The organism is Parvibaculum sedimenti (genome assembly GCF_009184905.1).
Classification (GTDB): Bacteria; Pseudomonadota; Alphaproteobacteria; order Parvibaculales; family Parvibaculaceae; genus Parvibaculum; species Parvibaculum sedimenti.
The window spans coordinates 1-18,545 of the sequence record NZ_WESC01000007.1; the positions used below are offsets into that span (position 1 = coordinate 1).

Consider the following 18,545-nt stretch of genomic DNA (forward strand, 5'->3'; position numbering starts at 1 on the left):
ATCCGGCTTCAATGAGGTCGCGCACCGCGCCAAGCCAGACCATCACCGCCGCGCGACCTCACAGAACCCTCCAGATTTAAATCTCTCGCTAAATCTGATTCCCACTTGTGGCCGCTCGTGTTGTTGCATCTTACACACAGAAAGCCCCTCACTTTGAGGCGGCCACCAATAGAATTAGGAATCACGTGCTCACGCGAGTCTGTCCCCTTAGTAAGGACGTTGTTGCAGATGATGCAGCGTGACGGCACGGCAGCCAAACTCTCTCTCCTCATGGCAATTGGAACATTTAATATGCTCACACGCTGAAGATTCGGCGCCTAGAGTTTTTGATACAGGCGATAAGCTAAGAAACCGAGCTCACCTCGTCGGGCACCTTGTGGCGGCCCATGAGCTTGAAGACGCCCGTGGCCTTCAGCACGGCGCGGGGACCGACGAATAGCTCCGCCTCGCAGAAGACGACCGAGCGCGTCGCCCTGGTGACGCGGGCCGTGCCCTCCAGCCAGTCCCCCGGCCGGGCGGAGGACAGGAAATCCGAATTCATGCGAATGGTGAGTGCGACCGTCTTCGTCTCGCGGAATACGGCGGTGCCGAGCAACCCATCGGCAAAGGCCATCAACATGCCGCCATGCGTGATGCCGCGCGAATTGCAGTGCCGGTGCTTGATGCGCACCCCGTGCCAGAAGCCCTCCGCCGTCACCTTGTGATAGAAGGGGCCGTTATGCGTGGTGTAGGGACCGCGCGAAACGGAGAGGACGTAGCCCTCCGGCGGATTATCGTCTGGCTCTGAACTGGACATGAGGCTCGGCGCAACTGGAGACAGGAAAGCGCGGCCTGCCGGGGCGCAAGCTCAACGCTCTCGCCCCATGACCGCCACACACTTCTAGATGTCAGCTTTCCTGGTCCGAGGCAATCTCGGCGACCATCAGCCCCTTGGGACCTTCACCGAAACGAACCTTGAGGCTTTGCCCGGGCACCAGATCGCGAATGTCGAAGCGCCGAAGCGTCTCCATATGGACGAAGATGTCCGGCGTCCCCTCGCCGCGCGTCACGAAGCCGTAGCCACGCGCGCGGTTGAACCATTTGACGATCGCCGTTTCGAAATCGCCGATCGGCACCACGCCCGCCGTCGGCGAGCGAGACGTCAGTCCACGGAGCGCTTGCGGATTGGGCGCCACCGCCGTCGTGTCATCGACGTCGATGATACGCAAAGCCTGAAAGCCTTTTGGTCGCCGCACGACCTCGCAGATGACGGTCGCGCCCTCGTCGAGCACTTCTCGCCCTGCCTGCTTCAAACATGAAGAATGGATAAGAATATCGTCGCGACCATCGTCAGGAATGATGAAGCCGTAGCCCTTGACCGCATCAAACCACTTCACGGTGCCGCTAATCTCGAACGACGTATCGACGCCACTCGTCGCAGATTCCAAACGCTGTTCCATCCCTACCACGACTTCATACCGAACCGCATCAAGCCTACTGAGCGTAGAACCATCGCCGCCGGAGTTTCCGTCCCGGTTCGTGGTTTCCCACGAGCCCCCCCATCACGTAAGGTCTGAAACTATAACAGCGTCCGACCCGTATTAAAAGCGTCGCTCAATCTTAGGCATGTCGGAATACACTTACCTAGCGCCAATATGCTTCTAAAATGAGAATCAACGTGCTGAGTGTGGCTACGCATTCCGCGCAATATGAACCCATCTGGAGAGATCATCACGATGCACAAGGCGATAGCACTCGGCGCTGCGCTCTTCGCCTTCTGGCTTGTCCTCTCCGGTCACTACACACCCTTCCTGCTTGCTATGGGCATGTTCTCCGTGCTGCTCACGTTGCTCATCGTGCAGCGCATGGACGCAATCGCTCCAGAAGTGACGCCGAGTCATTTGCGGCCCGGCCTCATCACCTACTGGTGCTGGCTCGCTGTCGAGATTATCAAGTCGAGCGCTGCCGTCGCCCGCGTCATCCTCAGCCCCCGCCCGGCGATTGCACAGAAAATAATCTTCGTACCAACCAGTCAGACGAGCGACATGGGCCGGGTCATCTTTGCAAATTCGATCACGCTGACGCCCGGAACGGTCACCGTCGAAACGCAAGATGGGTATTTCACCGTGCATGCGCTCAACGAAGCGGCTGCCGACCTCGCCGCGCTCGCTGCAATGGACAAGCGCGTCAGCGCAGTCGAGGCGCGCAGATGAACATGTTTGCCGCAGCCTGCGCCGCCCTGTTCGTCGCGATGCTTCTAATTCTTATTCGCAGCTTTATGGGCCCGACGCTTTATGACCGCGTTCTGGCCGTTAACGCCTTCGGAACCCTGACCGTCCTTCTGATCGGCACCATGGGCTTTCTGACGGGGCGTCCTGATTTTCTTGATATAGCGCTGCTCTATGCGCTCATCAATTTCATCGGCACCATCGCAGCGCTCAAATTTTTCCGCTACCGCTCGCTCGGCAAAGCCGCGCCGAAGGGCGCCGCCAGACAGGAGGACGCATGATCGGCATTCTCGTTCAGGGCGCGAGCTGGCTTTCGCTCGGGATCGGTGCGGCTTTCATCCTCATCGGCGCTCTCGGGATCATCCGGCTCCCCGATTTCTGGTCTCGCATTCATGCCGCAGGCATCATCGACACGGCCGGTGTCGGCTTCATCACGCTGGGGCTTATGCTTCAGGCGGGCTTCACCCTCATCACGCTGAAACTGCTGCTCATCGCCGTGTTCATTTTCATCACAGGGCCAACGGCAACACACGCCATCGCCAATGCCGCCTTCGCGGCGCGCCTGCGGCCGTTCGCTCTTGCCGGAGATGAGAGCGGCACATTCGACTCCGGGAAGAAGAAATCGTGAGCCCCCTCTTCATCGACATTCTTCTCTTCACCCTGCTCGCGATGACCGCGCTCGCCATCGTGCGCCTGCGTAATCTTTTTGCCGTGACCATGCTCGCAAGCATTTTCAGCCTGCTTGCGGCGGGCCTTTTCGTGAATCTCGACGCCGTCGATGTCGCCTTCACGGAAGCGGCGGTTGGCGGCGGGATCTCGACAGTGCTGATGCTCTGCGCGCTGACGCTGACGAAGCGGGATGAAAAACGCACAGGCCACACGGCCTGGCTCGCGCTGCTGCTCTGCGCGGTCACCGGCGCGGGCCTCGTCTACGGCACGCTCGACATGCCCGCTTTCGGCTCTCCCGATGCGCCGATCCACACCCATGTCGCGCCGGATTATATCGCTCGCGCCAAGGCGGAAACCGGCGTCCCCAACATCGTCACTGCCGTGCTCGCTAGCTATCGCGGCTACGACACGCTGGGCGAAACGACGGTGATCTTCGCCGCTGGCATTGCCGTTCTGCTTCTCCTCGGCTTCAAGCGCAGCGATAAGCGCGAGGGAGGCGAAGAATGAGCCATCATCTGGTACTGCGCGTCGTCGCCAATCTCCTGCTGCCCTTCATTCTTGTCTTCGCGCTCTATGTGCAATGGCATGGCGACAACGGTCCCGGCGGCGGCTTTCAGGCGGGCGTCGTCTTCGCGGCGGGAATGATCCTTTACGCGCTCGTCTATGGCGTCGATGCGTTGAAAAAGGTGATCCCGGCGAAGACATCCATCATTCTCATGTCGCTCGGCGTCCTCATCTATGCGGGAACGGGCCTCTCCTCGCTTTTCCTCGGGCATGACTTTCTGGACTATTCGGGCCTCGCTGCCAATTCCACGCAAGGACAGGAGCGCGGCATCCTGATCGTGGAACTCGGTGTCGGCATCGCTGTGGCAGGCGCAATGATCGCGATCTTCACCGCATTCGCCGGACGCACGCCCGAAATCGAGGACAAGGAATGGTGACGATGGACTCCGTGCTCTCGCTGATTTCAGGCCATTACAATTACTGGATGGGCATCGTTCTGATGATGCTCGGCCTTTATGTCGCCATCTCGCGCGGCAATCTCATCAAGAAGGTGGTCGGGCTCAATCTCTTCCAGACCTCCGTCTTCATGCTCTACATCTCCATGGGCAAGGTTACGGGCGGCACCGCGCCGATCCTGACCGGCAAACCCGACACTATCTATTCCAACCCGCTACCCCATGTGCTGATCCTCACGGCCATTGTCGTCGGCATTTCGACGACCGCGCTTGCGCTGGCGCTCATCGTGCGCATCCGCGAAGCCTATGGAACCATCGAGGAGGATGAGATCGCCGCCATCGAGCGCCAGTTCGAATTCCCGAAAGATCGGGTCGCCTGATGCCTGAAGCGCTCTTCCATCATCTGCCGGTCTTGCAGGTCGTCCTCACGCTCGTCGCGGCGCCGCTCTGCGCGCTGGCCGGTTCGCGTTGGGCCTGGTCCATCGCCACCGCCGCGAGCATCATCGCCTTTGCCATCACCGTCACGCTCTTTTCAAGCGTGCTCGACGGCACGGTGATTTCCTATCATATAGGCGGCTGGGCCCCGCCGATCGGCATCGAATACCGGGTCGACATTCTCAACGCCTTCGTCCTGCTCATCGTTTCCGGCATCGCCGTTCTGACGCTCATCTATGCGCAGAAGAGCGTCACGGCTGAAATCGGCTCCGAAAAGCACGGGCTTTTCTATGCGGCCTTTCTTCTTTGTCTCACGGGCCTCATGGGCGTCGCAATCACGGGCGACGCGTTCAACGTCTTCGTCTTTCTCGAAATCTCGTCACTATCGGCCTATGCGCTGATCGCAACCGGAGCGGACCGGGACCGCCGCGCGCTCACCGCCGCTTACAACTACCTGATCATGGGCACGATCGGCGCCACCTTCTTCGTCATCGGCCTTGGCCTGCTCTACATGCTGACCGGGACGCTCAACATGGCGGATCTCGCGCAGCGCCTTTTCGACCATGGCGACAACCGGACGTTGCGCACGGGCTTCTGTTTCGTGCTGATCGGCCTCACGCTGAAACTCGCCATGTTCCCGCTGCATCTCTGGCTGCCCGACGCCTATTCCCGCGCGCCATCTGCGGTGACGGCCTTCCTGTCCGCAACCGCGACCAAGGTCATGGTCTATGTGTTGCTGCGTTTCCTTTTCGCGATCTTCAGCTTCAGCTTCGCATTCGAGGCCAGCGTTCTGCGTGTGCTCGTCCTGCCGCTGGCCATGATCGGCATCGTCGTCGCCTCCGTGGTGGCTATCTTTCAGGACGACCTCAAGCGCATGCTCGCATATTCGAGCATCGCGCAGATCGGCTACATGCTGCTCGGCCTTGCACTCGTCTCCCAGACCGGTGTCATGGCAAGCATCATCCATCTCTTCAATCATGCGATCACCAAGGCGGCGCTCTTCATGGCGGCGGGTTGCTTCGTGCTTCAGGCAGGGACGACATCCATCCGCGAGCTGCGGGGCATCGGCCGCGACATGCCGTGGACGATGGCGGCCTTCGTCGTCGGCGGGCTGAGCCTGATCGGCGTTCCGTTGACCGTCGGCTTCATCAGCAAATGGTATCTCGTCGAAGCATTCATCGCCGAAGGCTGGTGGCCTGTCGCCCTTCTGATCGTCGCCTCATCGCTTCTCTCCTTCGCCTATGTCTGGCGTGTCGTCGAAGCGGCCTATCTGCGCGATGCGCCCGAAGGCGTCGTGCGGAAGGAAGCGCCGCTTTCGATGCTCGTTCCGATGTGGACGCTTGCGGGCATGAGCATCTATTTCGGCGTAGATTCGAGCCTGACAAGCGCGGCGGCAAGCCGTGCGGCCAATGCGCTGATCGGCGCATCCAATCTTTTCTGGCAGTGAGGCGCGCATGATCATTTCCCTCGCGCTTTATCTGGCAATCTTCCTGCCCTTCGCAGCGACGGGACTTCTCGCCGCGCTCGACCGTTGGCCCAATGCGCGCGATGCGGTTAGCGTCGTCACCGCGCTCGTTTCTTTCGGGCTGGCTCTCACCGTTCTGCGAGGTTTCCTCGGCGGCGACGGCGGCTCCTTCTCTCTTCTGGAAGTGATGCCGGGCCTGCCGATCGTTTTCGGCGTTGAGCCGCTTGGTATGGTCTTCGCGCTGCTCGCTTCCGGCCTCTGGATCGTCGTCGCCATCTACGCCATCGGCTATATGCGCGCGAACGAAGAGAGCCATCAGACACGCTTTGCGATCTGCTTCGCGCTCGCCATCGGCGGCGCGCTCGGCATCGCCTTCGCAGGCAATCTCTTCACGCTCTTCATCTTTTATGAGGCGTTGACGCTATCGACCTATCCGCTCGTCGCACACAAGCAAACGCCGGAGGCGCGCGCGGGCGCCAGGATCTATCTGACGATCCTGCTCACCACCTCGATAGGATTCTTCCTTCCTGCCATCATCTGGGTCTGGACGGCAGCCGGCACGCTCGATTTCTTTCCGGGCGGCATTCTCGAAGGCCGCGTCGATCCAGCCGTCGCGCCGCTCCTTTTGGCCCTCTTTGCCTATGGCATCGGCAAGGCGGCGCTGATGCCCTTCCATCGCTGGCTTCCTGCCGCCATGGTCGCGCCGACGCCGGTCAGCGCCCTGCTCCATGCCGTTGCCGTGGTGAAGGCGGGCGTCTTCACGTTGCTCAAGGTCGGCGTCTACATCTTCGGCATCGGTTATCTGTCGCATACCGGCGCCTCGCTCTGGCTCGCCTGGGTCGCAGCGGCCTCGCTCATCATTTCCGCTGTCATCGCGCTCACCAAGGACGACCTCAAGGCCCGACTCGCCTATTCGACCGTGAGCCAACTCGCCTATGTCACTCTGGGCGTCGCGCTGGCAAACCAGATGGGCATCATTGGTGGCACCATGCAGATGGTCATGCACGCCATGGCAAAGATCACCCTCTTCATGTGCGCGGGCGCAATCTATGTGACGACGCACAAGACGCGCGTAAGCGAGCTGACGGGGCTCGGGCGGCAGATGCCCTTCACTTTCACGGCCTTCCTGATCGCATCCGTCAGCATCATCGGCCTGCCCCCGCTTGGCGGCGCATGGAGCAAATGGTTCCTGCTCATGGGCGCCGCCGACGCCGGGCAGACAGTCCTGATTGGGGTGCTGGCACTCGGCTCGCTGCTCAGCGTCTTCTATCTTCTGCCGGTTGCAGGCAAGGCACTCTTCCTGCCGCCACGCGGCGCGAATACGCTGGTCGCCGGGGATGCCGTGATAGCGGGAATTTCCGAGGCGCCTTTGCTGTGCCTGCTGCCGATCTGCGCAACGGCTCTTGGGTGCGTGGCTCTCTTCTTCTTCGGCAATGAACTTTACGCCTTTCTGCTGCGTATTCCGCTGCTCGCCGTCGCGCGGGAGGCCGCGCCATGAAGTCCTACATCACGAACAAAGTGCTTCTCGGCCTCGGTGCCATCTGCCTTGCGCTGGCCATCGCGGATTTTCTGCGCCACAGACATGGCGTATTCGAGGTCGAGCGCTCGCCGCTCTTCTTCGCCGTCTTTGGTTTCGTCGTTTACGCCACACTGATCTTCCTCTCCCGCGTTTTGAGGCGGCTGGTCATGCGGCCCGAGGATTACTACGGCGAGCGTGCCACCGACGAGGAAGACGAAAGCTCCGCCGGCACCGAAAAACACCTGGATGAGGCGCCGGATGCCTGAGATATTGTCCCCCGCCTTCGTCTATGTCGCCGGTGCGTTTGCCGCGCTGATACCGTGGCGCATTCCGCGCGCCGTCATCCTCCTCGCCATTCCGCTCGTTGCGCTGGCGAGTTTCGTTTCGCTGCCCTATGCAAATTACGACCTTCTGAACATCTTCGATCTTCAACTCGGCTTCCTGCGGCTGGATGCGCTCTCCTTCGTCTTCGCGCTGGTCTTTTCGCTCGCGGCCTTTCTCTCTCTGCTCTTCGCCTTCCATCTTCGCGACCGGCTGGAGCAGGCGGCGAGCCTCATCTACGCGGGCGCGGCGATCGGCGCGGTTTTCGCCGCCGACCTGCTGACGCTCTTCATCTTCTGGGAGGGAACGGCCCTCGCCTCCGTCTTCCTCATCTGGGCGCGGCGGACCGAAGGCGCCTGGTACACGGGCCTGCGCTACCTCGCGATCCAGATCGGCTCCGGCCTGCTTCTGCTCGCCGGGCTCATCCTGCGCTATCACGATACGGGCTCCATCGCCTTCGAACACATGGAGCTGGACAGCCTCGGAACCTGGCTGATTTTCCTCTCCTTCGGCATCAAATGCGCCTTCCCGCTGCTCCACAACTGGCTGCAGGATACTTATCCGGCCGCGACGCTCACAGGCTCGGTGACGCTATCGGCCTTTACTACCAAGCTCGCCGTCTACGCGCTGGCGCGCGGCTTTGCTGGCACCGAAAGCCTCATCTATATCGGCGCAGTGATGACGATCTTCCCGGTCTTCTTCGCCGCGATCGAAAACAATCTCCGCCGGGTGCTCGCCTACAGTATCAACAACCAGATCGGCTTCATGGTGGTCGGCATCGGCATAGGTACGCCCCTGGCCCTCGACGGCACGGTCGCGCACGCCTTCGCGCATGTCATCTACAAGGGCCTGTTGTTCATGAGCGTCGGCGCGGTCATGTACCGGACCGGGACCGCCAAGGCGTCGGAACTCGGCGGATTGTGGAAGTCGATGCCTCTGACCATGGCCTTCTGCGTCGTCGGCGCGATGTCGATCTCGGCCTTCCCGCTCTTTTCGGGCTTCGTGTCGAAGAGCCTCATCCTGTCGGCAAGCGCCGACACCGGACATTTCGTCGTCTGGCTGACGTTGCTCGTCGCCTCGGTCGGCGTTCTCGAACATTCGGGCATCAAGATTCCCTATTCGATGTTCTTCGGTCACGACCGCGGGCTCAAGGTCAAGGAAGCGCCGCTTCACATGCTCATCGCGATGGGCCTCGCGGCGGCGCTTTGCGTCGGCATCGGGATATGGCCGCAACCGCTTTATGGTCTTTTGCCCTATCCGGTTGACTTCCATCCCTACACGACAGACCACGTCGTGACTCAGCTTCAGCTCCTGTTCTTCGCCGCCCTCGCCTTTGCCATGCTGATAAGGTACGGGCTCTACCCGGTCGAGCTACGTTCGATCAATCTCGATTTCGACTGGTTCTACCGGCGCCTGCTCTCCGGCATGATGATTGTCGTCGCCGATCAGGTCCGGACCGCCTGGCGCGGCCTCGTTCGCAGCGTCGACTACCGCCTCGACCGGCTGCTGGTGGCGGTCTATCGCACACATGGGCCCGAGGGTATTCTCGCCCGCACCTCGCAGACCGGCGCAATGGTGTTCTGGATTGCGGTTCTCCTTGGCATCACGCTTGCGCTGACTTACCTATAGTGGCCTGAAGCGTCCCCCCTACCGAAGGAACCCTCCCATGGAAATGTCCGGCGAATACAGAATTCCGGCACCCCGCGAGAACGTATGGGCGGCGCTTAACGATCCCGAGGTCTTACGGGAAACGATTCCCGGCGCGGAATCGGTCGACAAGATCGCCGATGACGAGTTCGAGGCTGTCGCCAAGGCCAAGGTTGGCCCGGTCAGCGCGCGCTTCAAGGGCAAGGTGAAACTCACCGACATCGACCCGCCGAACGGTTATACGATCAACGGCGAAGGCAATGGCGGCGCGGCGGGCTTTGCCAAGGGCTCGGCGAAAGTTCGCCTCACCGATGACAATGGCGTGACCGTGCTGACCTATACCGTCAATGCGCAGATCGGTGGCAAGCTCGCCCAGATTGGCCAGCGCTTCATCGACTCCACCGCATCGAAGCTCGCCGACGAGTTCTTCGGCAACTTCTCGGCGGCGCTTGGCGGCGCGAAGGTCGAACCTGCGGCCGGTCTGGCGCCGGAACTCGTCGAGGAAATCGCGGAAGGCCTCGTCAAGTCGCCGGATCAGGACGCTATCGCGCCGACCGGCGTTCCCATGCTGCCTGACGAGGAAGCCGGCCAGGGCCTCTCGCCCTGGATTTGGGGTAGCGTCCTCATCATCGCCGTGGTCGCGCTGATCTTGATCTTCGGTCGTTGATCTGCGTTCACTGAACTTTCTGTCAGTGAACCACGGTCTTCATTCGACCGCGCTTGACGCCGCATGCCCAAGCGCGGAGACTCATAAAAACATTTCGAGGGAGGCCTGCCCATGACCGTTGTATCCATGACAGTCAACGGAAAGTCCGTCAGTGCCGATGTCGAGGCGCGCACTCTGCTCGTCCACTACATCCGCGAAGCGCTGGGGCTCACCGGCACACATGTCGGCTGCGACACCAGCCAGTGCGGCGCCTGCGTCGTTCATGTGAACGGGCGCGCCGTGAAATCCTGCGCCATGCTCGCGGGCCAGGCCGAAGGCGCCGAGGTCGTCACGGTCGAAGGTCTCGCCAGGGATGGCGAGCTTCATCCGGTTCAGAAGGCCTTCAGGGAACATCACGGCCTGCAATGCGGTTTCTGCACGCCGGGCATGATCATGACGGCTGTCGACATGATCCGCCGCAAGCCGCAGCTCGATGAGCAGACGGTGCGCGACGAACTCGAAGGCAATATCTGCCGTTGCACCGGCTACCACAATATCGTGAAGGCGATCCTCGCCGCATCCGAGGAGATGCGCTGAACGATCTGGGCTCAAGCTACTCTGGGAGGAGTTCTGGATGTCCGATCTATCCGAGCAAGGCGTAGGCAAACCGGTTCGCCGGAAGGAAGACTTCCGCTTCATTACCGGCAATGGCCACTACACCGACGATATCAGCCGCCCGCATCAGACGCATGGCTACTTTCTGCGTTCGCCGCATGCCCATGCAAAGATCCGCAGCATCGACACGAAAGCTGTACTGGCAGCACCCGGCGTCCTCGCAATCTTCACCGGCAAGGACATCGCCGCCGACAAGCTCGGCGGGCTCATCTGCGGCTGGACCGTGCATTCGAAAGACGGCTCGGCGATGAAGGTCGGACCGCATCCCGTGCTCGCGCTGGACACGGTGCGCTATGTCGGCGATCACGTCGCGCTCGTCGTCGCGGAAACGCATGAAGAGGCGAAATCGGCAGCTGAGTTGATCGAGGTCGATTACGAAGAACTGCCCGCTATCGTGTCCCTCGCCGATTGCGAAAAGCCGGGCGCGCCGCAGGTACACCCCGAAGCGCCGCACAATATCTGCTTTGAGTGGGAACTTGGTAACAAGGCCGAGACGGAAGCCGCTTTTGCCAGGGCTACGAAGGTCGTGAAGATCGACCTCGTCAACAACCGGCTGATCCCCAACGCGATGGAGCCCCGCGCGGCCATTGGCGAATATGACAAGGGTACGGGTGGCTACACGCTCCACACCACGAGCCAGAACCCACATGTGGCGCGGCTCGTTCTTTCCGCCTTTGTCGGCGTCGCGCCGGAACACAAGCTGCGCGTCATCGCGCCCGATGTCGGTGGCGGCTTCGGCTCGAAGATTTTCATCTATGCAGAGGAAACGGCCTGCGTCTGGGCGGCAGCCAAGGTCGGCCGCCCCATCAAGTGGACGGCGGAACGCTCCGAGAGCTTCATGTCGGACGCGCATGGCCGCGACCATCTGAGCCATGCGGAACTGGCGCTCGACGCGAACGGCAAGATCCTCGGCCTGCGTGTGAAGACCATCGCAAATCTCGGCGCCTATCTCTCGACCTTTTCCGCCGCCGTACCGACCTATCTCTACGGCACGCTGCTTTCGGGCCAATACGACATCCCGGCGATCTATGTCGAGGTCGACGGCGTCTACACGCACACCGCGCCGGTCGACGCCTATCGTGGTGCGGGACGGCCCGAAGCGACATTCCTCATCGAGCGCATCGTCGAGACGGCGGCGCGCGAAACGGGCCTCGATCCGGCAGAGTTCCGGCGACGCAATTTCATCCGCGCCTTCCCGCATCAAACGCCCGTCATCATGAATTACGATGCGGGAAATTACGATGCCTCGCTCGACAAGGCGATGGAGATTGCCGACGTGAAGGGCTTTGCCGTGCGCAAGGCCGAAGCGGCGCGGCGGGGCAAGCTGCGCGGGCTCGGCTATTCCACCTATATCGAGGCTTGCGGCATTGCGCCCTCGGCTGCCGTCGGCTCTCTCGGCGCAGGCGTGGGCCTTTGGGAATCCGCCGAGGTGCGCGTCAATCCGACCGGCAATGTCGAAGTCCTGACGGGGTCGCACAGCCACGGTCAGGGCCACGAGACGACCTTTGCGCAGCTCGTCTCCTCGCGGCTCGGCATTCCGATCGACCAGATCGAAATCGTGCATGGCGATACCGACAAGGTGCAATTTGGCATGGGCACTTATGGCTCGCGCTCTGGCGCCGTCGGCATGAGCGCCATCGTCAAGGCGCTGGACAAGGTGGAGGCCAAGGCGAAGAAGATCGCCGCGCATCTGATGGAAGCCGCCGTCGAGGACGTCGTCTTTCAGGAAGGCCGCTTCACCGTTCAGGGCACCGACAAATCGCTCGCCTGGGCAGAGGTCACGCTTGCGGCCTATACGGCCCACGGCTTTCCATCAAGCGAGATCGAGCCGGGGCTCAAGGAAACCTCCTTCTACGACCCCTCCAACTTCACCTTCCCCGCCGGCTGCCACATCTGCGAAGTCGAGATTGACCCTGAAACCGGCGTCCTCGATATCGCGAATTTCGTAGCGGTCGACGATTTCGGTACCATCATCAACCCGATGATCGTCGAGGGACAGGTGCATGGCGGCATCGCGCAGGGCGTGGGACAGGCGCTGCTCGAACTCGGTGTCTATGACAATGACTCCGGCCAGCTCGTCACCGGCTCCTTCATGGACTATTGCATGCCGCGAGCAGACAATGTTCCAAGCTTCCGGCTCGGCTTCACCAAGACCGAATGCCCCTCCAATCCGCTGGGCATGAAGGGCTGCGGCGAAGCTGGCGCCATCGCCTCGCCACCCGCCATCATCAACGCCATTACGGATGCTCTCGGTATCCGCGATATCGAAATGCCGGCAACGCCCGCGCGCATCTGGAAGGCCATTCAGTCTTCCCGTCCGCGAGCCGCCGCCGAATAGGAGAGACGTCATGTACCAGTTCAACTATGTCCGCCCGAAGTCGCTCGCCGATGCGGAAGCGCTGCTAGCCAAGGCAGACGATCCGAAGCTTCTCGCGGGCGGCCAGACGCTGATCCCGACGCTGAAGCAGCGCCTTGCCATGCCGAGCGACGTCATCGACATCGGCAGCCTCAAGGAACTCGCCTTCATCAAGGTCGAGGGCGAGGCCATCATGATCGGCGCGGGCACCAAACATTTCGACGTCGCGAATTCTCCCGACGTGAAGAAACACATTCCGGCGCTGGCCGAGCTCGCCGGCATGATCGGCGATCCCGCCGTGCGCCACATGGGCACGATCGGCGGCTCCATCGCGAACAACGACCCCGCTGCCGATTACCCCGCCGCCTGCCTCGCGCTCGACGCCAAGATCCACACGACGAAACGGCTCATCGCGGCAGATGAATATTTCAAGGGCATGTTCGAGACCGCGCTGACCGATGGCGAGATCATCAAGGAAGTGACCTTCCCGCACCCCGAGAAAGCCGCCTACATGAAGTTCCCGAACCCGGCCTCGCGCTACGCCATGGTCGGCGTCTTCGTCGCGAAGGGCCCCTGGGGTGTGCGCGTCGCCGTCACCGGCGCAGGCCAGAACGGCGTCTTCCGCGTCAAGGAGATGGAGAACGCGCTGGCGAAGAACTGGTCGCCGGATGCCGTTGCCTCGATCAAGGTCCCGGCGGACGGACTCCTTTCCGACCTTCACGGCAGCGCGGAATATCGGGCGCATCTCGTCACCGTAATGGCAAAGCGGGCCGTCGCTGCGGCGGGCTGACCAATCGAGGGGATGCGAAATCCCCTCCGGCCCGCCTTTCCGACCGCGCGCCAAGCGACTACATTCTTCACATGACCATTCCCGCTTCCATCGACGAGACCGTCGAACTTCTGGCGCGCGGCGCCTATGTCGCCGACCGCTCACTCGCCACCGTGATTTTTCTCGCCCTCAAGATGGGCCGTCCGCTGCTGCTCGAAGGCGAGGCTGGCGTCGGCAAGACCGAGATCGCCAAGGTCCTCGCGTCTGCCCTTGGGCGCCGGCTCATCCGCCTCCAATGCTATGAAGGTCTCGATACGGCGAGCGCGGTCTATGAGTGGAACTATCAGGCGCAGATGATCGAGATCCGTCTTGCCGAAGCCGAGGGCAAGCAGGACCGCGACACGCTGGGCAAGGACGTCTTCTCCGAACGCTTCCTGATCCGCCGCCCTATCCTTCAGGCACTCGAGCCCGACGTCGCGGGCCCGCCCGTGCTGCTCATCGACGAACTCGACCGCACCGATGAACCGTTCGAAGCCTATCTGCTCGAAGTGCTCTCCGACTTTCAGGTGACAGTGCCGGAGATCGGCACGATCAAGGCGAAAGAGCCGCCCATCGTCATCATCACCTCGAACCGCACGCGCGAAATCCACGACGCGCTGAAGCGGCGCTGCCTCTATCACTGGGTCGATTATCCGGACGCCGAGCGAGAGTTGAATATTCTGCGGCTCAAGGCGCCGGGCGCCGATCAGCGTCTCTCGCGCGAGGTCGTCGCCTTCGTGCAGTCGCTCCGCAAGCTCGACCTCTACAAGAACCCCGGCGTCGCCGAGACGATCGACTGGGCGCAGGCCCTGACGCAGCTCGATGCGCTCGCCCTCAACCAGCAAGTCGTCAACGATACGCTGGGGGCGCTCCTCAAATATCAGGACGACATCGCCCGCGTGCAGGGAAGCGAGGCCGCCCGCATTCTCGCCGAGATCAGGGCGGGCGCGCAGGCGGCGCAATGACCAATCAGGGCCGCATCGCCGAGAACATCGTGCATTTCGCGCGGGTTTTGCGGCGGGCGGGTCTCAAGGCGGGGCCGCAGCAGGTTCTGGACGCCATCGCGGCGGTGGAAGCCGCAGGCTTCAATAGCCGCGAGGATTTCTACTGGACGCTCCATGCGACGCTGGTGAAGCGCCATGAGGACGAGGTGATCTTCGAACAGGCCTTCCACGTCTTTTGGCGCGATCCGCAATTGCTCGACCGCATGATGGCGCTAATGCTGCCGGAGATCAGGACGCCGGATAACGAGGATCGCGAAAAAGCGAACCGCCGCATATCCGATGCCCTTTTCGCCAATGAACCGAACAAGCGGGAGCCGGACGAGCCGGAACTCGAGATCGACGCGAGTGAAACCTTTTCCGCTTCCGAGGTGCTGAGGAAGAAAGACTTCGAGCAGATGACGGCCGCCGAGCTTGCGGAAGCCAAGGCCGCCATAGCCCGCCTCCGCCTGCCGCTCGACGAGGCGCGGACGCGGCGCACCGCGCCCTCCGCTCGCGGCCGGATCGTGGACATGCGGGCAACGCTCCGCGCCTCGCTCCGCGCTGGCGGCATCATTCCGCTCAAAAAGCGTGACTATCGCCACCGCCGCCCGCCCCTCGTCGTGCTTTGTGACATTTCGGGCTCCATGTCGGCCTATAGCCGCATCTTCCTCCATTTCCTCCACGCGCTGACCAATGACCGCGACCGGGTGCATGTCTTCCTCTTCGGCACGCGGCTGACCAACGTGACCCGCGAATTGAAGCATCGTGACGTGGACGACGCGCTTGCCCGCGTTACCGCCGCCGTCGGCGACTGGGACGGCGGCACCCGTATCGGCGAGACGCTTCACCGCTTCAACGTGGATTGGGGCCGCCGCGTTCTCGGTCAGGGCGCAGTCGTTCTCCTTGTCACCGACGGGCTCGACCGTGATGCGGGCGAAGGCGTCGAGCCCGAGGTCGCCCGCCTCCACCGGCAGGCGAAACGCCTCATCTGGCTCAACCCGCTCTTGCGCTATGATCGCTTCGAACCGAAGGCGCAGGGGATCCGGGCCCTGCTCCCGCATGTCGACGAGTTCCGTCCCGTTCACAACATCGCGTCGCTGGCCTCGCTCATCGAAGCTCTGAGCGCCCCTGCCGCAACGAAGCCCGAAAGGAGGGCCGCATGACCGAAACCCTCGACCATGAAAAGGTGCTGGAGCAAGCCGCGCGCTGGAAGGCTGACGGCCACGGCGTCGCCCTCGCCACCGTTATCGAGACCTGGGGCTCGGCCCCGCGCCCGGTCGGCAGCCAGCTCGCCATCCGCGATGACGCCTCCTTCATCGGCTCGGTCTCTGGCGGCTGCATCGAGGGCGATGTCGTGACCAGGGCGCTCGACACGCTCGAAACCGGGAAACCGGAAGTCCTCGAATATGGTGTCAGCGACGCCAAGGCATGGGAGGTCGGCCTCGCCTGCGGTGGCCGCATCCGCGTCTTCATCGAGCCGGTGACCGCCTGATGCACAGCGAAATCCTTCAGCGCCTACTCGAAGATCGCACTGCAAAGCGCCCTGTTGTGCTCGCCACTCGCCTCTCGGACGGGATCCAGAAACTTTTGTATTATTCTGATACAAAAGGAGAAAATGCACTTCTTCATGCTGCGAATGAAGCGCTTGCGTCTGACAAGGGCCGTATCGTCGCCGCATCCGACGGCGAATGGTTCCTCAATGTCTTCAACCCGCCGCTCCGGCTGATCATCGTCGGCGCTGTCCACATCGCCCAGCCCTTCGCACGCATCGCGGCATTGGCTGGCTATGACGTAACGGTGATCGATCCGCGCACAGCCTTTGCGTCGGAGGATCGCTTCCCCGGCATCCGTCTCGTCACCAACTGGCCGGATGAAGCCATGGCGGCGGAGGCGCCGGACACGCGAACGGCTGTCGTCACCCTCACCCACGATCCGAAGCTCGATGACCCGGCTTTGCACGCCGCACTCAAAAGCCCCTGCTTCTACATCGGCGCGCTCGGCAGCAAGAAGACCCACGCATCCCGCATGGAGCGGTTGACCGCTGCAGGCTTCGACGAAGCGGCCCGCGCCCGCATCCACGGTCCGGTCGGACTTTCCATCGGCGCCAAGAGCCCCGCCGAGATCGCCATCTCGATCATGGCGCAGATCACCGAAAAGCTCCGCACATGATCTTCGGGGAGATCGAGACAGGCGATGCGGAAGGCGCGATCCTTGCCCACTCGATCCGTGCAGGCACGCTGAGTTTCAGGAAGGGCCGCAAGCTCTCCCCGGCGGACGTCGCAGGCCTTCAGGCCGCGGGCATTGAACGCATCGTCGCGATCAGGCTCGAACCCGGTGACGTGCCGGAGGACGAGTCCGCAGCCGTCCTCGCCCGCGCTTTGGCCGGGCCGGGCCTCAGCGTCGCCGAACCATTCACCGGCCGCGCCAACCTTTATGCCGAAGCCGACGGGATCCTCGTCTACGACCGCGAGCGCCTCGACCGCATCAACCTTCTCGACGAAGCGCTCACAGTGGCGACGCTGGCTCCCTTCGAAACGGTGGCGGCCCGGCAGATGATCGCGACGGTGAAGGTCATTCCCTTCGCGGCGCCACGGACAAGCCTCGACCGCGCAGCGGCTCTTGCCCGCGAAGGCGGGCCCCTGCTTGCGCTCCATCCCTTTCTTCACCATCGCGCGGCGCTCATTGCGACGCGCCTCCCTGCCACCAAGGAAAGCGTGCTCGACAAGACGCGCGAGATCCTCGCGGCGCGGCTCGGCAGCATGGGCAGCGAGATTGCGAAAGAGTACCGGGTGCCGCATGAGGCGCAGGCCGTGGCGGGGGCCGTCCGCGACGCGCTCGCGGAAGGCTTCAGCCCCGTTCTCGTTTTCGGCGCCTCCGCCATCACCGACCGGCGCGACGTGGTGCCTGCTGGCATCGTCGCTGCGGGCGGCGAGATCCTGCATTTCGGCATGCCCGTCGATCCCGGCAACCTGATGCTCCTCGGACGGCATGGGACGACGCCGGTGCTCGGCCTGCCGGGCTGCGCGCGGTCGCCGAAGCTCAACGGCTTTGACTGGGTACTGGCGCGGCTTCTCGCCGGGCTCACGGTCACGCGCGAGGATGTCATGCGCATGGGCGCCGGAGGACTGCTCAAGGAAATCGCCACGCGCCCGCAGCCGCGCGAGGGCCGCCGCGAAGATGCGCCGCCGAAGCCATTCGCGCCACGCATCGCTGCGCTGGTGCTGGCCGCAGGTAGATCGAGCCGCATGGGCGCGACGAACAAGCTCACCGCCGAAATCGAGGGCCAGCCCATGGTCGCGCGCGCGGTCGACGCGGCGCTTGCCAGCGATGCCTCGCCCGTCGTCGTCGTGACCGGGCACGAAGACAACGCCGTTCGCGCGGTGCTTGCAGGCCGCAAGATCGAGATCGTCCACAATCCGGATTACGCCGAAGGCCTCTCGACCTCGCTTCGCGCCGGTGTCCAGGCGTTGCCGGACGATGTCGATGCCATCTTCGTTTGCCTGGGCGACATGCCCGACATAACGCCCACGCACCTCAACCGTCTCGCCGCCGCCTTCGACCCGGAAGAAGGCCGCACCATCTGTGTACCGACATTCTCAGGGAAGCGGGGCAATCCGGTCCTGTGGGGCGCGCAATACATGGCCGAGATGCGCGATCTCAAGGGCGACGTCGGGGCCAAGCATCTCATCGGCGAGCACGAGGATGCGGTCTGCGAAGTACCGATGCCGGACGAAGGAATTTTCAGGGACATCGACACGCCCGACGACCTGAAATGGCGCAACGACCACCTCTCCCGCAAATAATTTTTATCTCACGCACACATCACTGCCCGGTATCTCTTGCAAATGCCCGGAT

21 protein-coding genes and 1 pseudogene are annotated in these 18,545 nt (G+C 62.6%); 19 read left to right on the top strand and 3 right to left on the bottom strand.

Annotated features, from left to right (window positions below):
• Positions 1–8: 8 nt before the first annotated feature.
• The 3 genes from F2P47_RS18120 to F2P47_RS08605 form a co-directional block, all read right to left on the bottom strand.
• The gene (locus tag F2P47_RS18120; protein ID WP_152216176.1) at positions 9–272 is read right to left on the bottom strand and encodes an HNH endonuclease; all 264 of its coding nucleotides are present in this window, start codon (positions 270–272) and stop codon (positions 9–11) included.
• 71 nt (positions 273–343) lie between these two features.
• On the bottom strand, positions 344–796 hold the full coding sequence (locus F2P47_RS08600; protein WP_152215951.1) for a PaaI family thioesterase: 453 nt from the start codon (positions 794–796) through the stop codon (positions 344–346).
• A 91-nt stretch (positions 797–887) separates the two neighbouring features.
• On the bottom strand, positions 888–1,439 hold the full coding sequence (locus F2P47_RS08605; RefSeq protein WP_152215952.1) for a cold-shock protein: 552 nt from the start codon (positions 1,437–1,439) through the stop codon (positions 888–890).
• A gap of 276 nt (positions 1,440–1,715) precedes the next feature.
• Here F2P47_RS08605 and F2P47_RS08610 point away from each other — a divergent pair, with 276 nt between their 5' ends.
• From F2P47_RS08610 to F2P47_RS08700, 19 genes and pseudogenes are all read left to right on the top strand, one after another.
• Positions 1,716–2,192 carry a Na+/H+ antiporter subunit E gene (locus F2P47_RS08610; RefSeq protein WP_185681032.1) on the top strand — a complete coding sequence of 159 codons (477 nt, stop codon included), beginning with the start codon at positions 1,716–1,718 and terminating at the stop codon, positions 2,190–2,192.
• Positions 2,189–2,488, top strand: coding sequence for an MrpF/PhaF family protein (locus F2P47_RS08615; protein WP_204886587.1), 300 nt, complete (start codon positions 2,189–2,191; stop codon positions 2,486–2,488). The genes F2P47_RS08610 and F2P47_RS08615 overlap by 4 nt, the downstream gene beginning before the upstream one ends.
• Positions 2,485–2,835, top strand: coding sequence for a monovalent cation/H(+) antiporter subunit G (gene mnhG / locus F2P47_RS08620; protein ID WP_152215954.1), 351 nt, complete (start codon positions 2,485–2,487; stop codon positions 2,833–2,835). The genes F2P47_RS08615 and mnhG overlap by 4 nt, the downstream gene beginning before the upstream one ends.
• On the top strand, positions 2,832–3,383 hold the full coding sequence (locus tag F2P47_RS08625) for a DUF4040 domain-containing protein (protein ID WP_152215955.1): 552 nt from the start codon (positions 2,832–2,834) through the stop codon (positions 3,381–3,383). Before mnhG ends, F2P47_RS08625 begins: the two co-directional genes overlap by 4 nt.
• Positions 3,380–3,817, top strand: a complete 438-nt coding sequence (locus tag F2P47_RS08630) for a Na(+)/H(+) antiporter subunit B (protein ID WP_152215956.1) — start codon at positions 3,380–3,382, stop codon at positions 3,815–3,817. Before F2P47_RS08625 ends, F2P47_RS08630 begins: the two co-directional genes overlap by 4 nt.
• On the top strand, positions 3,811–4,215 hold the full coding sequence (locus F2P47_RS08635) for a cation:proton antiporter subunit C (RefSeq protein WP_204886589.1): 405 nt from the start codon (positions 3,811–3,813) through the stop codon (positions 4,213–4,215). Before F2P47_RS08630 ends, F2P47_RS08635 begins: the two co-directional genes overlap by 7 nt.
• Positions 4,215–5,717: a monovalent cation/H+ antiporter subunit D family protein gene (locus F2P47_RS08640; RefSeq protein ID WP_152215957.1), complete on the top strand. Its 1,503-nt coding sequence runs from the start codon at positions 4,215–4,217 to the stop codon at positions 5,715–5,717. The genes F2P47_RS08635 and F2P47_RS08640 overlap by 1 nt, the downstream gene beginning before the upstream one ends.
• A 7-nt stretch (positions 5,718–5,724) precedes the next feature.
• A complete protein-coding gene (locus tag F2P47_RS08645) occupies positions 5,725–7,233 on the top strand; it encodes a proton-conducting transporter transmembrane domain-containing protein (RefSeq protein ID WP_152215958.1) in 1,509 nt (502 codons plus the stop codon).
• The gene (locus tag F2P47_RS08650) at positions 7,230–7,520 is read left to right on the top strand and encodes a hypothetical protein (RefSeq protein ID WP_152215959.1); all 291 of its coding nucleotides are present in this window, start codon (positions 7,230–7,232) and stop codon (positions 7,518–7,520) included. Before F2P47_RS08645 ends, F2P47_RS08650 begins: the two co-directional genes overlap by 4 nt.
• Positions 7,513–9,204: a Na(+)/H(+) antiporter subunit D gene (locus tag F2P47_RS08655; protein WP_152215960.1), complete on the top strand. Its 1,692-nt coding sequence runs from the start codon at positions 7,513–7,515 to the stop codon at positions 9,202–9,204. The genes F2P47_RS08650 and F2P47_RS08655 overlap by 8 nt, the downstream gene beginning before the upstream one ends.
• Before the next feature lie 37 nt (positions 9,205–9,241).
• A pseudogene (locus tag F2P47_RS08660) lies at positions 9,242–9,679 on the top strand (SRPBCC family protein); the annotation flags it as partial.
• 321 nt (positions 9,680–10,000) lie between these two features.
• Positions 10,001–10,465, top strand: coding sequence for a (2Fe-2S)-binding protein (locus F2P47_RS08665; RefSeq protein ID WP_152215962.1), 465 nt, complete (start codon positions 10,001–10,003; stop codon positions 10,463–10,465).
• Positions 10,466–10,502: 37 nt separating this feature from the next.
• Positions 10,503–12,881: a xanthine dehydrogenase family protein molybdopterin-binding subunit gene (locus tag F2P47_RS08670; protein WP_152215963.1), complete on the top strand. Its 2,379-nt coding sequence runs from the start codon at positions 10,503–10,505 to the stop codon at positions 12,879–12,881.
• A 10-nt stretch (positions 12,882–12,891) separates the two neighbouring features.
• Positions 12,892–13,689 (top strand): FAD binding domain-containing protein, encoded by a 798-nt coding sequence (locus F2P47_RS08675; RefSeq protein ID WP_152215964.1) that lies wholly within the window; start codon positions 12,892–12,894, stop codon positions 13,687–13,689.
• A 71-nt stretch (positions 13,690–13,760) separates the two neighbouring features.
• Positions 13,761–14,672: an AAA family ATPase gene (locus tag F2P47_RS08680; RefSeq protein WP_152215965.1), complete on the top strand. Its 912-nt coding sequence runs from the start codon at positions 13,761–13,763 to the stop codon at positions 14,670–14,672.
• Positions 14,669–15,853 carry a vWA domain-containing protein gene (locus tag F2P47_RS08685; protein WP_152215966.1) on the top strand — a complete coding sequence of 395 codons (1,185 nt, stop codon included), beginning with the start codon at positions 14,669–14,671 and terminating at the stop codon, positions 15,851–15,853. Before F2P47_RS08680 ends, F2P47_RS08685 begins: the two co-directional genes overlap by 4 nt.
• The gene (locus tag F2P47_RS08690; RefSeq protein ID WP_152215967.1) at positions 15,850–16,182 is read left to right on the top strand and encodes an XdhC family protein; all 333 of its coding nucleotides are present in this window, start codon (positions 15,850–15,852) and stop codon (positions 16,180–16,182) included. Before F2P47_RS08685 ends, F2P47_RS08690 begins: the two co-directional genes overlap by 4 nt.
• Complete coding sequence (locus F2P47_RS08695; RefSeq protein ID WP_152215968.1) at positions 16,182–16,859, top strand: XdhC family protein; 678 nt, start codon at positions 16,182–16,184, stop codon at positions 16,857–16,859. The genes F2P47_RS08690 and F2P47_RS08695 overlap by 1 nt, the downstream gene beginning before the upstream one ends.
• A complete protein-coding gene (locus F2P47_RS08700; protein WP_152215969.1) occupies positions 16,856–18,493 on the top strand; it encodes an NTP transferase domain-containing protein in 1,638 nt (545 codons plus the stop codon). The genes F2P47_RS08695 and F2P47_RS08700 overlap by 4 nt, the downstream gene beginning before the upstream one ends.
• Positions 18,494–18,545 lie beyond the last annotated feature (52 nt).

What these genes read in the sequence shown, in the direction of transcription:
- F2P47_RS18120 (WP_152216176.1), bottom strand. Translation starts at nt 272, where the DNA reads ATGAGGAGAGAGAGTTTGGCTGCCGTGCCGTCACGCTGCATCATCTGC.
- F2P47_RS08600 (WP_152215951.1), bottom strand. Translation starts at nt 796, where the DNA reads ATGTCCAGTTCAGAGCCAGACGATAATCCGCCGGAGGGCTACGTCCTC.
- F2P47_RS08605 (WP_152215952.1), bottom strand. Translation starts at nt 1,439, where the DNA reads ATGGAACAGCGTTTGGAATCTGCGACGAGTGGCGTCGATACGTCGTTC.
- F2P47_RS08610 (WP_185681032.1), top strand. Translation starts at nt 1,716, where the DNA reads ATGCACAAGGCGATAGCACTCGGCGCTGCGCTCTTCGCCTTCTGGCTT.
- F2P47_RS08615 (WP_204886587.1), top strand. Translation starts at nt 2,189, where the DNA reads ATGAACATGTTTGCCGCAGCCTGCGCCGCCCTGTTCGTCGCGATGCTT.
- mnhG (WP_152215954.1), top strand. Translation starts at nt 2,485, where the DNA reads ATGATCGGCATTCTCGTTCAGGGCGCGAGCTGGCTTTCGCTCGGGATC.
- F2P47_RS08630 (WP_152215956.1), top strand. Translation starts at nt 3,380, where the DNA reads ATGAGCCATCATCTGGTACTGCGCGTCGTCGCCAATCTCCTGCTGCCC.
- F2P47_RS08635 (WP_204886589.1), top strand. Translation starts at nt 3,811, where the DNA reads ATGGTGACGATGGACTCCGTGCTCTCGCTGATTTCAGGCCATTACAAT.
- F2P47_RS08640 (WP_152215957.1), top strand. Translation starts at nt 4,215, where the DNA reads ATGCCTGAAGCGCTCTTCCATCATCTGCCGGTCTTGCAGGTCGTCCTC.
- F2P47_RS08645 (WP_152215958.1), top strand. Translation starts at nt 5,725, where the DNA reads ATGATCATTTCCCTCGCGCTTTATCTGGCAATCTTCCTGCCCTTCGCA.
- F2P47_RS08650 (WP_152215959.1), top strand. Translation starts at nt 7,230, where the DNA reads ATGAAGTCCTACATCACGAACAAAGTGCTTCTCGGCCTCGGTGCCATC.
- F2P47_RS08655 (WP_152215960.1), top strand. Translation starts at nt 7,513, where the DNA reads ATGCCTGAGATATTGTCCCCCGCCTTCGTCTATGTCGCCGGTGCGTTT.
- F2P47_RS08665 (WP_152215962.1), top strand. Translation starts at nt 10,001, where the DNA reads ATGACCGTTGTATCCATGACAGTCAACGGAAAGTCCGTCAGTGCCGAT.
- F2P47_RS08670 (WP_152215963.1), top strand. Translation starts at nt 10,503, where the DNA reads ATGTCCGATCTATCCGAGCAAGGCGTAGGCAAACCGGTTCGCCGGAAG.
- F2P47_RS08675 (WP_152215964.1), top strand. Translation starts at nt 12,892, where the DNA reads ATGTACCAGTTCAACTATGTCCGCCCGAAGTCGCTCGCCGATGCGGAA.
- F2P47_RS08680 (WP_152215965.1), top strand. Translation starts at nt 13,761, where the DNA reads ATGACCATTCCCGCTTCCATCGACGAGACCGTCGAACTTCTGGCGCGC.
- F2P47_RS08685 (WP_152215966.1), top strand. Translation starts at nt 14,669, where the DNA reads ATGACCAATCAGGGCCGCATCGCCGAGAACATCGTGCATTTCGCGCGG.
- F2P47_RS08690 (WP_152215967.1), top strand. Translation starts at nt 15,850, where the DNA reads ATGACCGAAACCCTCGACCATGAAAAGGTGCTGGAGCAAGCCGCGCGC.
- F2P47_RS08695 (WP_152215968.1), top strand. Translation starts at nt 16,182, where the DNA reads ATGCACAGCGAAATCCTTCAGCGCCTACTCGAAGATCGCACTGCAAAG.
- F2P47_RS08700 (WP_152215969.1), top strand. Translation starts at nt 16,856, where the DNA reads ATGATCTTCGGGGAGATCGAGACAGGCGATGCGGAAGGCGCGATCCTT.